We start from the raw sequence: 12,660 nt of genomic DNA, 5'->3' as shown, positions 1-12,660 counted from the left end.
TTGGTTGCGCGCTAGAGGAAGCTGTACGGGTCGACGTCGACGCTGACCCGGACCTTGGCGCCCCAGTCGATCCCGGCGAGCCAGTCGCGGATCACGTCCTGAACGTCGAGGCTTCGAGCGGCATGGACGAGGATGCGCTGGCGGTGGCGGCCGCGGAGCATGGCCAAAGGAGCGGGCGCCGGGCCGAACACCGCCATGCCGTCGACACTGGGCGCGGCCTGGCCGATCCGGCGGGCGACGGTTTCCGCTTCCGAGCCATCTTCCGCCGAGACGACGATCGCCGCGAGGCGCCCGAACGGCGGCATCGCCGCCTCGCGCCGGGCCTCGGTCTCGGCCGCGTAGAAGCCGGGGCCGTCGCCGGAGACCAGGGCCGCGATCACCGGCGCATCCGGGTCGTGAGTCTGGACCAGCACCCGCCCGGGCTTGTCGCCTCGGCCGGCGCGGCCGGCGACCTGCTGGATCTGCTGGAAGCTGCGCTCGGCGGCACGCAGGTCGCCGCCCGACAGGCCAAGGTCGGCATCGACGACTCCGACCAGAGTGAGGTTCGGGAAATGGTAGCCCTTGGTGACCAGCTGGGTGCCGATGACGATGTCGATCCGGTTGGCTTCCATCGCCGCGACGAACTCGGCGGCGCGCGCCGGTGACCAGATGGTGTCGGAGGTGACGATCGCCGTCCGGGCGTCGGGGAACAAGGCCGCGACTTCGTCGGCGATGCGCTCGACTCCGGGGCCGATCGGCACCAGGCTGTCCTCCTCGCCGCATTCGGGGCAGGCGCGGGGCGGCGGCATCACATGGCCGCAATGGTGGCAGGCAAGGCGGTGCATCAGCCGGTGCTCGACCATCCACGCCGTGCAATTGGGGCATTGGACGCGATGCCCGCAGTGACGGCACAGGGTCAGCGGAGCAAAGCCGCGGCGGTTGAGGAACAGCAGCGACTGCTCGCCGGCCTCGAGATTGGCGCCCAGCTCGTCGACCAGGCCTGGAGCGAGCCAGCGGCCACGCGGCGGCGGGTCCTGGGTCATATCGATCGCCTTGATCGCCGGAAGGGTCGCGCCGGCGAAGCGGCGGGTCAGCGTGACTTGCCGGTAGCGGCCGATCTCGACCATGTGCCGGCTCTCGAGCGCCGGGGTGGCCGACGACAGGATCACCGGCATGTCCTCGAACTTGGCCCGCATCACCGCGACGTCGCGGGCGTGATACTGGACGCCCTCTTCCTGCTTGAAGCTCGGCTCATGGGCTTCGTCGACGACGATCAGCCCGAGATCGCGGTAGGGCAGGAACAGGGCCGATCGGGCGCCGACCGTGACCTTGGCCTCGCCCGACGCGATCGCCCGCCAGGATCGGCGGCGCTGCGACGAGCGCAGGTCGGAGTGCCAGGCGACCGGAGCGCAGCCGAAGCGCGCCTGGAACCGCTTGAGGAACGGCTCGGTGAGGGCGATCTCGGGCAGCAGCACCAGCGCCTGCCTGCCCTGGCGAAGCGCCTCGGCGACCGCCTCGAAATAGACCTCGGTCTTGCCCGAGCCGGTGACTCCGTCGAGCAGCACCGGGTCGAAACCCTTGCCGATCGCTGCCGACAGACTGGCGGCGGCGGAGCGCTGCTCGTCGCTGAGGTCGGGGGGCGCGAAGTCGGGGTCGGGGCAGTCGAGCGGACGGTCGGCCTCGACAACCACCGGCTCGAGCGCTCCGGCGTGGACCAGGCCGCGCAGAACCGCCTCGCTGACCTGGGCGTGCTGGCACAGCTCGCGGATGGTGCCCTGCCGGCCTTCGAGCGCGGCGAGCGCTTTCAGCCGCTGCGGAGTCATGCGGTCGGGCACCTGGCCGGTCGGCCGGTACTCGGTCAGCTGGCGCGAGCCTTCGAGCGCGCTCGACGACGGCAGGATCATCCGCAGCACCGAGGCCAGCGGGCTCAAATAATAATCGGCGGTCCATTCGGCGAGCCGGCGCAGCGGGGCGGCGATCGGCGGCACGTCGAGCAGGGCGGTGAGTGGCCGCAGGCGGTTGTCGCCGACTTCCTCGGTCGGCAGCCGCTCGGGCTCCCAGACGACTCCGACCAGCTGCCGCGGCCCGAGCGGAGCGACGACCACCGAGCCGGGCTCGACGTCCATGCCCGCGGGAACTCGATAATCGAGCGGCCCGAGGGCGGCGTTCAGCGTCACCACCCGGACGCGCGGAACGCCCACTATTCGTCACCCCGACCTTGAGCCGGGGCCTGCCTGTCCGCGCTCAGCGGTAATGGTTCAAATCCGAAATCCTCAGCCAGATCGCGCCAGGTCGGATTATCTTGGGCGATCAGGTCGTACTTCCATTGACGCGACCAGCGCTTGATCTGCTTCTCGCGCTTGATCGCGCTCTCCATGTCCTGATGCGCTTCAAACCAGACCAATCGTTTGATTCCCCAGCGTCGAGTGAAACCGCCGAATCCGCCGGTTCGGTGCTGGTGAATGCGTTGCACCAGGTTGGACGTCACCCCGGTGTAAAAGGTACTGTGGGACGCGCGGGCGAGGAGATAAACACAGGGTCGCGGTCCATGGTTGCAGCAAGAAGAAAGCAGGCCCCGGGTCAAGCCCGGGGTGACTTGGGTGGAATTGGCGCTAGCTAGCGCCCGCGCTTCTTGCGGTGGGTGTCGAGGTCGAGAACGCTGCTTGCGTCTTCCTCCTCGAGGAGGCCGAGCCGCCGGGCGATTTCCTGATAGGCTTCGGCCTCGCCGCCGAGGTCGAGGCGGAAGCGGTCCTTGTCGAGCTTCTCGTTCGACTTCATGTCCCACAGCCGGCAGCCGTCCGGGCTGATCTCGTCGGCGAGGATGATTCGCGGATAGTCGTTTTCCCACACGCGCCCGAACTCGAGCTTGAAGTCGATCAGGCGGATGCCGATCGCCGCGAACATGCCGCTCATGAAGTCGTTCACCCGGATCGCCATGTCGGCAATGTCGTTCATTTCTTCCTGGCTCGCCCAGCCGAAGCAGGCGATATGCTCGTCGGCGATCAACGGGTCGCCGAGCGCGTCGTCCTTGTAATAATATTCGATGATCGTTCGGGGCAGCTGGGTGCCTTCCTCGATCCCGAGGCGCTTCGACAAGGAACCGGCCGCGACGTTGCGCACCACGACCTCGATCGGAACGATCTCGACCTGGCGGATCAACTGCTCGCGCATGTTGAGGCGGCGGATGAAGTGGGTCGGGACTCCGATCCCCTTCAACGCGGTAAAGATGTGCTCGGAGATGCGGTTGTTGAACACGCCCTTGCCGCTGATGGTGCCGCGCTTCTGGGCGTTGAAGGCGGTCGCGTCGTCCTTGAAATATTGGATCAGAGTGCCGGGCTCGGGACCCTCGTAGAGGATCTTGGCCTTGCCTTCGTAGATCTGGCGGCGGCGGACCATATTTGTGACGCTTCACTCCGGCGGACGGGCGGGGAAGCGCGGGCTATAGGCGAGCCGCCGCTCCGCCGCAATTAAGCTGTGTCGGCCGGCCATCGCTGCTTCGGGAGGCGCCGCGTCCTCTGCCGTCAGCCGCGAAGTGCCGCAGCGATTGCGTGAACAGTGACGGCCCAGGCGTCGCTCCCGGGCGCGATCAGCTCGACGTGCCCCGTGCGGTCGACCCAGCGGACGGTCACCGGGTCCCCTGTAGCGCTCATCCGGCGCTCGTAGCTGGTCGCCATCTTGGTCGGGATGATGCGGTCCTGCAGGCCGTTGATCAGCACCTGACGGACGCCGAGCGGGGCAAGCCGCGGCACCGAGGTGTCGGCATAATGGCCTTTGGCGAGAATGCTGCTTGGAGCAAGGCCGCAACCGTTGTCGATGCGGCTCGCTTCCTCGAGGTCAGGCAGACCGCCGAGGCTGATGACTTCGGCAATCGGCAACGGGCGCGGTCTCCGAAGCGGGCTGTCGGCAGGAAGCCGTTTGCGGCCTGCCAGCCACAGCGCGAGATGCCCGCCGGCGGAATGCCCGACCGCAACCACCCGGCTGGTATCGAGCCGGAAGCGGGCTGCGTGCACCGCGAGGGCGTCGGCCGCGGCGGCGGCGTCGATGAAGGTTCCGGGATAGCCGCCGCCCAGGCGGTCGATGCCGCGATACTCGATGTTCCAGACGGCGATTCCGCGCCGGCGCAGGTCCTCGGCCGCCCAGTTCATCAGGTCGCGCTCGGCGATTTCGGTTTGCCAGCAGCCGCCATGCACCATCAGCACCGTTGGGTGCGGCCCCTTGCCGGAGGGCAGCCAGACGTCGACGACTTGCAGCGGATCGGCGCCGTAGCGCACAGTTGCGCTCGGTGCCGGCTTGGGCCGTTTCAACAGGTCGGCCCATCTGAGCAAGCTATCCTGGGGCGGCGTCGCCGGCTGGGAAGTGGCCGCCGGCACGGCGAGGGCGACAAGCCCGGCGAAGACGGCCACGTGGCGCATCATGGGGATGAGCTTGGTTTGCCTGTCGGCGGCCGCAGCGACGGCGGCGCGTTTGAGTTTTTTCATGAAGGTGACATCCGGGTGGGACGTCAGCCTAGTCGCTGGGAGTTGTCAGGCAAGGGCGCGCGGAAAATTCCAAGCTACTTGGAAAGCGAGGAGCGCGGTGCCTGCAAAGCCGCGCTCCTCACCGGCCGGTCGGCGCATTCGATGTCATGCGCATCCCGGATCCCTCGCCGATTTGGCGGCCCACGGGGCGCTCCACTGGATTCGGTGGAGGACGTCGAGGCTCCTGGCGAAGTTCGCGGCGACCTGGCGCAGGCCTCGGTCGATCCCGGCGTTGAGCTCGGCTCGGCCCGACTGGTAGGTGCGATCAAAATGCTCGTCCATCATGGCGATCATCCTTTTGCGTTGCTTGGGTTTCGGGGTGCGTCAGAGCGCCAGCGGATAGCCGTCGATGACGTCGTTGGCCGGCCTCAGCGCATGCTCGACCGCTGCGAGGCGGCGCTCCGGGTCGAGACCGCGCCAGGCGCGGTACACCAGGGAGGAGCGCGGACCGTGCGCTCCGGCAGCGGTCACCGCAGGGCCGTTCTCGACGAACAGCCGGGGGTTGAGTCCATAAGCCATTTTCCACCTGTCCTTTCTTGACCCGTTCGGTCGAATGGTCCGCCGGCGGGGGGCTGGGGAGGGGAAGAACCATCCGCCGACGGTGGACAGCCATCTATGCGTCGAAAGCTCGTTTCGCCAATCAAACGCTCGACAGAACCGATAAGGTGGATTTATAGGGTGAGCGATGCGACGGCTCCCTCCACTCGCCGCGGTCCGGGCTTTCGAGGCGGCCGCGCGGACCGAGAACTTCACCGCCGCGGCGGCGGAGCTCGGCCTCACCCAAGCGGCGGTGTCCTATCAGGTAAAGGCGCTCGAGGAGCGGCTGGGCGCGGCGCTGTTCGTGCGCGAGCGGGGTCGGGCGCGCTTGACCCCGCTGGGGCAGCGGCTGCTGCCGACGTTGAGCCAGGCGTTCGATTCGATCGAGGCGGCCTTCGCCAGCCACAAGGCCGACGACGAATCGCTGCTGACCGTCACCACCACCTACACCTTCGCCAACACCTGGCTGGCCTGGCGGCTGGGCGAGTTCCAGATGGAGCACACCGACCTCGCGGTGCGGATGACGACCAGCAACGAGACGATCGACCTGCGCTCGGGCGAGGCCGACGTCGCGATCCGCGCCGGCCTTGGGCAGTGGCCCGGGCTCGAAGCCCATAAGCTGATGGAGTCGGATTTCACGCCGATGGCGAGCCCCCAATGCGTCGCCAAGTTCGAGCGCGAGCTCGGCCGCAAGCTCCAGCCGGCCGATTTGCCCGGCCTGCCGCTGATCGGGCCGCAGGACGAGTGGTGGGCGCGCTGGTTCCGCGACGCCGGAGTGCCGCTCGACAGCCATCGGCCGCGCGGCGGAATCCGCCTCGACAGCCAGGCCAACGAGGGCCACGCGGCGATGGGCGGGCAGGGGTTCGCGCTGCTGACTCCGCTGCTGTGGCGCGGCGACCTCGCCGCCGGGCGGCTGGTGCAGCCGTTCGAGCTCAGCTCCACCGCCGGCTATGCCTATTGGCTTGCCTATCCGCCCGAGCGGCGGATGGTGCCCAAGGTCAAGCGGTTTCGCGAGTGGCTGCTGGACTCGTTCCGGGAGCAGGACAGCGAGCCGCGCGAAGCCTATGCCTAGGCGGGCCACGACGGTGCCGTCGCTGTGCCTAGCGACTGCCAATCGCCTGCCTCTTAATATAGGTTAAAGACGTGAAACGAACCTCGGCCAAGGCGAAGCGGCTCAGTCCCGATCTGGAATTGATGCACGCGATGCTGGCGTTGTTCGGCGAAGCGTTCGGCGAGATCGAAACCTATGGCTCGGCCCGGCCGAGCGAGGAGTATCTTCGGCGATTGCTTGGGAGCGACCGTTTCATCGCGCTTGCGGCGATCGAGGAAGGGGCGGCGGAGGATTTCGCGGTGGTCGGCGGCCTCGCCGCTTACGTGCTCGACAAGTTCGAGCAGGAGCGAAGCGAGGTCTACATCTATGATCTGGCGGTCGCGGAGCCGCACCGCCGCGCCGGGATCGCAACCGCGCTGATCGAGGCTTTAAAGCCGATCGCGGCCCAGCGCGGCGCTCATGTGATCTTCGTCCAGGCCGATCGCGTCGATGGGCCCGCGGTCGCGCTCTATTCGAAGCTCGGCAAGCGCGAGGACGTGCTGCACTTCGATATCTCGGTCGCCTAATTACGCAACAAAATACGCGCGACCGTTTCCGGCCGCGCGCATTTCCGCCCCCTGAGAGGCGGGTCTAGAAGCCGCGACGGGCGACGTTACGCCGAACGTCGAGGCTCGTCACATAGCCGCGAAAGTCGACCCGGCAGCTGAAGCGAAGGTCGGCGACCTGGGCGTTCTGGCCATAGGCGTAGGCGTTGCCGTAGCCCTGGTTCGAGTAGCCCTGGTTGGGATATCCTTGGTTCGCGTAGCCCTGGGCGCCGTAATTATAGCCCTGGTTGGGATAGGCGCCGCGATACTGGCTGCGGCCCGAGTCCATCACACCGGAAACCCTGAGGCCATTCGATCGACGCTCGACGCCGGTAATGCCGATGACCCGGGCGTGACGCATCTGATGGCCGTAAGCCTGGTTGGGATAGCCCTGATTGGCGTAGCCGTGCTGATAGTTGCCGTAGCCGCGCGCTCGCGAACTCTGGCTGACTCGAGCTTCGGCCGCACGGGCGCACTGATCAACGGCGACCCGGTCATTCCCCTGGCCCTGGGCGCCGTAGCGCCCGCCGCCGAGGATCTGGCTGATAATCGCCCCGACTCCGCCGCCACCGGTGTTGTAGCCCTGGTTGTAGCCGCCGTACGGGGCCGGCTGAGCAACCGCTGGAGCGGCAGTGACCGCCGCGATTGCGAGACCGGCCGTACTCGTCAAAATCTTTGCGAACATGGTCATAGTAATATCCTTGAAAATATCGCCGAAAACAGCCGGCATCCTTAGTAACAACGCTTCTACGGCTGTTGAGATGCATCCTATGTGAATAGAATCACGTAGATAATCCGTCGATTTATTTGGAAGACAGGGTGGCGGTACCCTGATTTTCAGTCGTCTACTTTACAGCCTCAAATAGTTGAGGCAGCCACGCGTGAATGGAGGCCCATCGGACCAGCATGCAACGCCAGTCCGCTTGAATCGTTGTAGCGCCCATGCCGAACAGGAAAATCTATCACCAGCCGAGCCTGGTGACCGCCGAGGATGGCGACGTGCTGATTCTTGGTCCCGACCAAGTGAACATCGCCCTGGACCCCGATGCCGCCGAGGAGACCTCGAACCGCCTGCTCGAGGGCTCGCTGAAGGCGCGCGGCCAGCGGCACCTCAGGAACTACCCGCACAAGGCCGAATAGCCGGCGCAATATCGGGCGAATAGCCGGCCGTTCCGACCACTCGCGGCGCTTTCGCGGCGACAGCGCGGTTGCTAGGGCTGGGCCATGCAGTCCGTCGCCGAATCCGAAATCGACGTCCCGTTCGACGCCGCTTTGTCCGAGCGCTACCTGGTCTATGCGCTGTCGACGATCACCGCGCGCTCGCTGCCCGACGTCCGCGACGGCTTGAAACCGGTCCATCGCCGGCTGCTGTGGGCGATGCGGCTGCTTCGGCTCGACCCGGCCGGAGCGTTCAAGAAAAGCGCTCGAGTCGTCGGCGACGTCATCGGCAAATATCATCCGCACGGCGACCAGAGCGTCTACGACGCCATGGTTCGGCTCGCACAGGATTTCGCGCTGCGCTACCCGCTGGTCGACGGCCAGGGCAATTTCGGTAACATCGACGGCGACAACGCGGCCGCCTATCGCTACACCGAAGCTCGGCTGACCGCGATCGCGAGCCAGCTGATGGCCGGGCTCGACGAGGGCACGGTCGATTTCCGCCCGACCTACAACGGCGAGGAAGAAGAGCCCGAGGTGTTCCCCGGGCTGTTCCCCAACCTGCTTGCCAACGGCGCCAGCGGAATCGCGGTCGGGATGGCGACTTCGATCCCGCCTCACAATGTCGGCGAGCTGATCGACGCGGCGGTCCGGCTGATCGAAAATCCCAAGACCGAGGATGCCGCGCTGATGGAGTTCGTGCGCGGCCCCGATTTCCCGACCGGCGGAGTATTGGTCGACAGCGGCGAGACGATCGCTTCGGCCTACGCCAGCGGCCGCGGCAGCTTCCGGCTGCGGGCGTCGATCTCGATCGAGCGCGAGAAGGGCGGCGGCTGGCATTTGCTGGTCAGCGAAATTCCTTACGGAGTTCAGAAAGGCCGGCTGATCGAGCAGGTCGCGGCGCTGATCGCGGACAAGAAACTGCCGATCCTCGCCGACGTGCGCGACGAAAGCGACGAGCAGGTGCGGCTGGTGCTCGAACCGCGCTCACGCACCGTCGACCCGCAGCTGCTGCTCGAGAGCCTCTATCGGCTGACCGACCTCGAAATCCGCTTTCCGCTCAACCTCAACGTGCTCGACGCCAACCGGACGCCGGGCGTCATGAGCCTCAAGCAGGCGCTGACTGCCTGGCTGGCGTTCCAGATCGAGGTCTTGCTCAACCGCTCGCGGACTCGGATCGGCAAGATCGGCGAGCGCCTCGAGCTGCTCGACGGCTTCCTGGTGGCCTTCCTCAATCTCGACCGGGTGATCGCCATCATCCGCACCGAGGATGAGCCGCGGCCGGTGCTGATGGCCGAGTTCGCCTTGAGCGAGCGCCAGGCCGAGGCGATCCTCAACATGCGGCTGCGGCAGTTGCGTCGCCTCGAGGAGGTGCAGATCGCCAAGGAGCGCGAGGCGCTCGCCAAGGAGCGCGACGAGCTGGTGAAACTGGTCGAAAGCCCGGCCCGGCAGCGCACCCGGCTGAAGAAGGATCTGGCCGCGGTCCGTGAGCGCTTCGGCGACGAGCGGCGAACGCGGATCGAGGAAGCCGGAGCGACCCGCGAGATCGACTGGTCGGCGATGATCGAGAAGGAGCCGGTCACCGTGCTGCTGTCGCAGCGCGGCTGGCTTCGGGCGATGCGCGGGCATCTTCAGCGCGACGAGCTCGACGCGCTCAAGTGGCGCGAGGGCGACGGCCCGTTCATCCACTTCCACGCCCAGACCACCGACCGGCTGGCGTTGTTCGCCGACAACGGCCGGGTCTATACGCTGGCCGGCGACAAGCTTCCCGGCGGGCGTGGCTTCGGCGAGCCGGTGCGGCTGCTGGTCGACCTCGACGCGGAGGTCGGGATCGTCGCCTTCATGGTCGCTCGGCCGACGGCCAGGCTGCTGGTCGCCTCGTCGGACGGACGCGGGTTCGTCACTCCGGGCGATGCGGTCCTGGCCGAGACCCGAAAGGGCAAGCAACTGGTCAACCTGCGGCCCGGAGCGAAGGTCGCGGTGGTCGGCGAGATTCCGCAAGGCGCGGACTCAGTCGCGACGATCGGCGAGAACCGAAAGATGCTGGTGTTCCCGTTGGCGGAACTCCCCGAGCTGGCGCGCGGGCAGGGAGTGACCCTGCAACGCTACCGCGACGGCGGCCTGTCGGACGCGGTCGCCTTCCGCTTCGCGGAGGGCCTGAGCTGGGCGCTTGGCGGCGAGACGGGCCGGGTGCGGACCGAGAGCGATCTGACTGCGTGGCGGGCGGCGCGCGGCGCGGCCGGCCGGATGCCGCCGCTCGGCTTCCCGCGGAGCAACCGCTTCTGAGGCAATCCGGCGCCGCTTAGGCGAGCGACGCTAACCCTCATCCATCCACTCATTCCGGCGCTGGATTATACTCCGAATTAACCTCGCGTCCTTAGGCCGTCGGGAATGCAGGCTGCAGCCAAACGTCTGCCGGGAGCCGGGAGGCACCGGCGGAGGGCGACCCCCGGTGCCCAACCGCCGATTGCGACGGCGGACGATGCGGCATTGCTCGGAGCGCTGCCGATTGCAGCGGCGGTCATCACCCAGCACGTCGACGGCGGCATCCATGTCCTGGCGCACAACGGGCGCTTTCGCGACACCGTCGACCGGTCGACCTGCGACGCGCTCGAGTGGAACCATGCCGAGTGCATCAAGGCGGGCCCGATCGCCGAGCTCCTGACCAATCATTTCGCCGGCACCGATCCCGTCGGCGAGCTCGATTTCCGCGACGGCGACGGAGTCGCCGCCCGCTATTTCCGGATCAAGCTGGCGCCGCTGCCGCGCGCCAAAGGCGCGGCTCCGCGCTGCCTGCTGAGCGTCGTCGACCGCACCGTCGAGGTGCAGGCCGAACGCACCTTGCGCGCCGAGATGCTGCGCGACAGCCTGACCGGACTTCCCAACCGGCTCGCCTTCACCGAGGCGATCGAGAAAGCCGGCGACAAGGTCGCCCGCGACCTCGAGCATGCGGTGCTGGTGGTCGACATGCTGCGCTTCAGCCGGATCAATGAGTCGATGGGCAGCCTGGCGGGCGACGAGCTGCTGATCACCTTCGCCAGGCGGCTGATCCTTGCGCTGCGGGGCGGCGACGTGCTCGCCCGGACCGGCGGCAACGAGTTCGGAGTGCTGGTGTCGCTGCGGCGCGGAGTCGAGGACGCGCTCAAGGCCGCCGAGCGCATCCAGGAGGTGATGGCGACTCCGTTCAAGCTGTCCGACCTCGAAATCCGGATCGAATGCGCGATCGGGGTCGCCTTGATGGACGCCCGCCAGGATCCCGAGGAGCTGTTCCGCAACGCCCAGTTCGCGGTCAAGCAGGCCAAGCAGGCCGGCAAGCCGCAAGTCTATGAGCCCAAGGAAGCGAGCCTCGCCCGGCGTCGCTTCTCGATCGAGACCGAGCTTCGCCGGGCTCTGGAAAAGGACCAGCTGAAGCTGTTCTACCAGCCGCTGATCAACCTGAAGTCGGGCGAGGTCGCGGGGTTCGAGGCGCTGGCGCGCTGGACCCACGAGGAACGCGGCGAGATCAGCCCGACCGAATTCATCCCGGTCGCCGAGGAAAGCGGGCTGATCCTGACGCTCGGCCGCTGGGCGATGGACCGGGCGACTCAAACGCTGGCGGGCTGGGACGCCGCGGCCGGGCAGAAGCTGCCCTGCTACGTGGCGGTCAATCTGTCGGCGATCCAGGTCGCGCGGGACGACATCGCCGCTCTGGTGGAGAGCGCATTGCGGTCGAGCGGGCTGACGGGCGACCGGCTGACTCTCGAGCTGACCGAAAGCTCGATCGTCCAGGACCCGGCCCGGGCGACGCGCGTGTTCGAGGCGTTGAAGTCGCTCGATACGACGGTGGCGATGGACGATTTCGGCACCGGCTATTCGAGTCTCGCCTACCTGCAGCGACTGCCGATCGACGTCCTCAAGATCGACCGCAGCTTCGTTTCGGGAATGATGATCGACCCCGACAGCGCGGCGATCGTCCGGGCGGTGCTGAGCCTTGCCGAAGCGCTCGGCATGTCGACCATCGCGGAAGGGATCGAGACCGTCGAGCTGGCAACCACGCTCGCCGCGCTCGGCTGCTCGAGCGGGCAGGGCTATTATTTCTCCAAGCCGCTCGAGCCCGAAGCGGCGATGGAATATTGGCGCTCGCGGCGGCGGTAGCGTCGCACGTCTTGTTGATCGCGCGGCGTGAACCCGCGAGGCGCCCGCGAGTTAGCCACTGTCATGGCGTGAGATCGAGCGAGCATCTCAACGGCACCCAGAGGTCCATCCGGTCGCGTCTGGAGCGGCGCGTGAGCCGCTAATTGCCCCGGACTTGGTCGGCCTCCTCCTCGAGCGCGTCGGCTTCCTTGTCGGCCGCGGCGCGCTTCTCGTCGGCGGCCGCCTCGAGCGACTTGGCTTCGGCCTCCTTGGCTTCCTCGGCGCGTTTGTCGGCGGTATCCTGGGCCTCCCCGAGCCGCTCGGCCGGCCCCTGACGCAGCGTGTCGGGGCTGTTGACGACGCCGGCCTCGAAGTCGGCGTTCTCGCCGGCATTCTCGCGCGGGCCGTCGCAGGCGGCGAGCGCGATCAGCGCGGCGAGGGCAAGAATGCGCATGGTCGGTTCCTCCAGTCGATCGAACAACGGTCCAGGGGCCGCCAATGTTGCGCCTGAGAACGGCGACCTAGCGCGAGACCTCGGACTCGAGCGCCTCGGCGACAATGGCTTCGAACCGATCGCCGTGGGGGAAGCCCGACTCGACCCACCGGTCCTCGATCCGGCGCAAGGTCCGGGCGACCGCCGGGCCTTCGGGAACGCCGCGGGCGATCAGCTTGCCGCCGCCGATCGGCAGCCGCGGCGAGCGCCAGCCGACCAGCGCCGCCG

General features: G+C 67.5%; 13 protein-coding genes and 1 pseudogene. 5 read left to right on the top strand and 9 right to left on the bottom strand.

The window, feature by feature from the left end; translation table 11 throughout:
- Positions 1-11: 11 nt before the first annotated feature.
- From H0T81_RS11285 to H0T81_RS11260, 6 genes are all read right to left on the bottom strand, one after another.
- Positions 12-2,180 carry a primosomal protein N' gene (locus H0T81_RS11285; RefSeq protein WP_294013156.1) on the bottom strand — a complete coding sequence of 723 codons (2,169 nt, stop codon included), beginning with the start codon at positions 2,178-2,180 and terminating at the stop codon, positions 12-14.
- Complete coding sequence (locus H0T81_RS11280; protein WP_366474301.1) at positions 2,180-2,563, bottom strand: GIY-YIG nuclease family protein; 384 nt, start codon at positions 2,561-2,563, stop codon at positions 2,180-2,182. The genes H0T81_RS11285 and H0T81_RS11280 overlap by 1 nt, the downstream gene beginning before the upstream one ends.
- Positions 2,564-2,595: 32 nt before the next feature.
- Entirely contained in the window at positions 2,596-3,375 is a 780-nt protein-coding gene (gene purC / locus H0T81_RS11275; protein ID WP_294013154.1) for a phosphoribosylaminoimidazolesuccinocarboxamide synthase, read from the bottom strand.
- Between the two features lie 125 nt (positions 3,376-3,500).
- Positions 3,501-4,457, bottom strand: coding sequence for an alpha/beta hydrolase (locus H0T81_RS11270; protein ID WP_294013151.1), 957 nt, complete (start codon positions 4,455-4,457; stop codon positions 3,501-3,503).
- A 144-nt stretch (positions 4,458-4,601) separates the two neighbouring features.
- A complete protein-coding gene (locus H0T81_RS11265) occupies positions 4,602-4,781 on the bottom strand; it encodes a hypothetical protein (protein WP_294013149.1) in 180 nt (59 codons plus the stop codon).
- 39 nt (positions 4,782-4,820) lie between these two features.
- The gene (locus tag H0T81_RS11260) at positions 4,821-5,015 is read right to left on the bottom strand and encodes a hypothetical protein (protein WP_294013146.1); all 195 of its coding nucleotides are present in this window, start codon (positions 5,013-5,015) and stop codon (positions 4,821-4,823) included.
- A 166-nt stretch (positions 5,016-5,181) separates the two neighbouring features.
- On the opposite strand from H0T81_RS11260, the gene H0T81_RS11255 reads away from it, so the two are divergent.
- A complete protein-coding gene (locus tag H0T81_RS11255; protein WP_294013143.1) occupies positions 5,182-6,105 on the top strand; it encodes a LysR substrate-binding domain-containing protein in 924 nt (307 codons plus the stop codon).
- Between the two features lie 71 nt (positions 6,106-6,176).
- Entirely contained in the window at positions 6,177-6,650 is a 474-nt protein-coding gene (locus tag H0T81_RS11250) for an AAC(3)-I family aminoglycoside N-acetyltransferase (RefSeq protein WP_294013140.1), read from the top strand.
- A 64-nt stretch (positions 6,651-6,714) separates the two neighbouring features.
- On the opposite strand, the gene H0T81_RS11245 is transcribed toward H0T81_RS11250, so the two are convergent.
- Positions 6,715-7,359 (bottom strand): hypothetical protein, encoded by a 645-nt coding sequence (locus H0T81_RS11245; RefSeq protein ID WP_294013138.1) that lies wholly within the window; start codon positions 7,357-7,359, stop codon positions 6,715-6,717.
- A gap of 251 nt (positions 7,360-7,610) precedes the next feature.
- Here H0T81_RS11245 and H0T81_RS11240 point away from each other — a divergent pair, with 251 nt between their 5' ends.
- The 3 genes from H0T81_RS11240 to H0T81_RS11230 all read left to right on the top strand — a co-directional run bounded on the left by H0T81_RS11240 (position 7,611) and on the right by H0T81_RS11230 (position 11,960).
- Positions 7,611-7,808 carry a hypothetical protein gene (locus H0T81_RS11240; protein ID WP_294013136.1) on the top strand — a complete coding sequence of 66 codons (198 nt, stop codon included), beginning with the start codon at positions 7,611-7,613 and terminating at the stop codon, positions 7,806-7,808.
- A gap of 84 nt (positions 7,809-7,892) precedes the next feature.
- Complete coding sequence (parC, locus tag H0T81_RS11235) at positions 7,893-10,112, top strand: DNA topoisomerase IV subunit A (RefSeq protein ID WP_294013133.1); 2,220 nt, start codon at positions 7,893-7,895, stop codon at positions 10,110-10,112.
- 204 nt (positions 10,113-10,316) lie between these two features.
- A complete protein-coding gene (locus H0T81_RS11230) occupies positions 10,317-11,960 on the top strand; it encodes an EAL domain-containing protein (RefSeq protein ID WP_294013131.1) in 1,644 nt (547 codons plus the stop codon).
- A 139-nt stretch (positions 11,961-12,099) separates the two neighbouring features.
- Here the strand turns inward: H0T81_RS11230 and H0T81_RS11225 are convergent, their stop codons facing one another.
- Positions 12,100-12,393 carry a hypothetical protein gene (locus tag H0T81_RS11225; protein WP_294013129.1) on the bottom strand — a complete coding sequence of 98 codons (294 nt, stop codon included), beginning with the start codon at positions 12,391-12,393 and terminating at the stop codon, positions 12,100-12,102.
- Between the two features lie 67 nt (positions 12,394-12,460).
- Positions 12,461-12,660: pseudogene (locus H0T81_RS11220) on the bottom strand (CCA tRNA nucleotidyltransferase); the annotation flags it as partial.

Origin of the sequence: Sphingomonas sp., from assembly GCF_013812825.1 — a bacterium.
GTDB lineage: Bacteria > Pseudomonadota > Alphaproteobacteria > Sphingomonadales > Sphingomonadaceae > Sphingomicrobium.
The sequence above is the reverse complement of the archived record's forward strand: the minus strand, read 5'-3'. Positions and strand labels throughout refer to the sequence as shown.

Bases quoted from the DNA above. Each gene is read 5' to 3' on its own strand.
- purC (WP_294013154.1), bottom strand. From the start codon at position 3,375: ATGGTCCGCCGCCGCCAGATCTACGAAGGCAAGGCCAAGATCCTCTAC.
- H0T81_RS11270 (WP_294013151.1), bottom strand. From the start codon at position 4,457: ATGAAAAAACTCAAACGCGCCGCCGTCGCTGCGGCCGCCGACAGGCAA.
- H0T81_RS11265 (WP_294013149.1), bottom strand. From the start codon at position 4,781: ATGATGGACGAGCATTTTGATCGCACCTACCAGTCGGGCCGAGCCGAG.
- H0T81_RS11260 (WP_294013146.1), bottom strand. From the start codon at position 5,015: ATGGCTTATGGACTCAACCCCCGGCTGTTCGTCGAGAACGGCCCTGCG.
- H0T81_RS11255 (WP_294013143.1), top strand. From the start codon at position 5,182: ATGCGACGGCTCCCTCCACTCGCCGCGGTCCGGGCTTTCGAGGCGGCC.
- H0T81_RS11245 (WP_294013138.1), bottom strand. From the start codon at position 7,359: ATGACCATGTTCGCAAAGATTTTGACGAGTACGGCCGGTCTCGCAATC.
- H0T81_RS11240 (WP_294013136.1), top strand. From the start codon at position 7,611: ATGCCGAACAGGAAAATCTATCACCAGCCGAGCCTGGTGACCGCCGAG.
- parC (WP_294013133.1), top strand. From the start codon at position 7,893: ATGCAGTCCGTCGCCGAATCCGAAATCGACGTCCCGTTCGACGCCGCT.
- H0T81_RS11225 (WP_294013129.1), bottom strand. From the start codon at position 12,393: ATGCGCATTCTTGCCCTCGCCGCGCTGATCGCGCTCGCCGCCTGCGAC.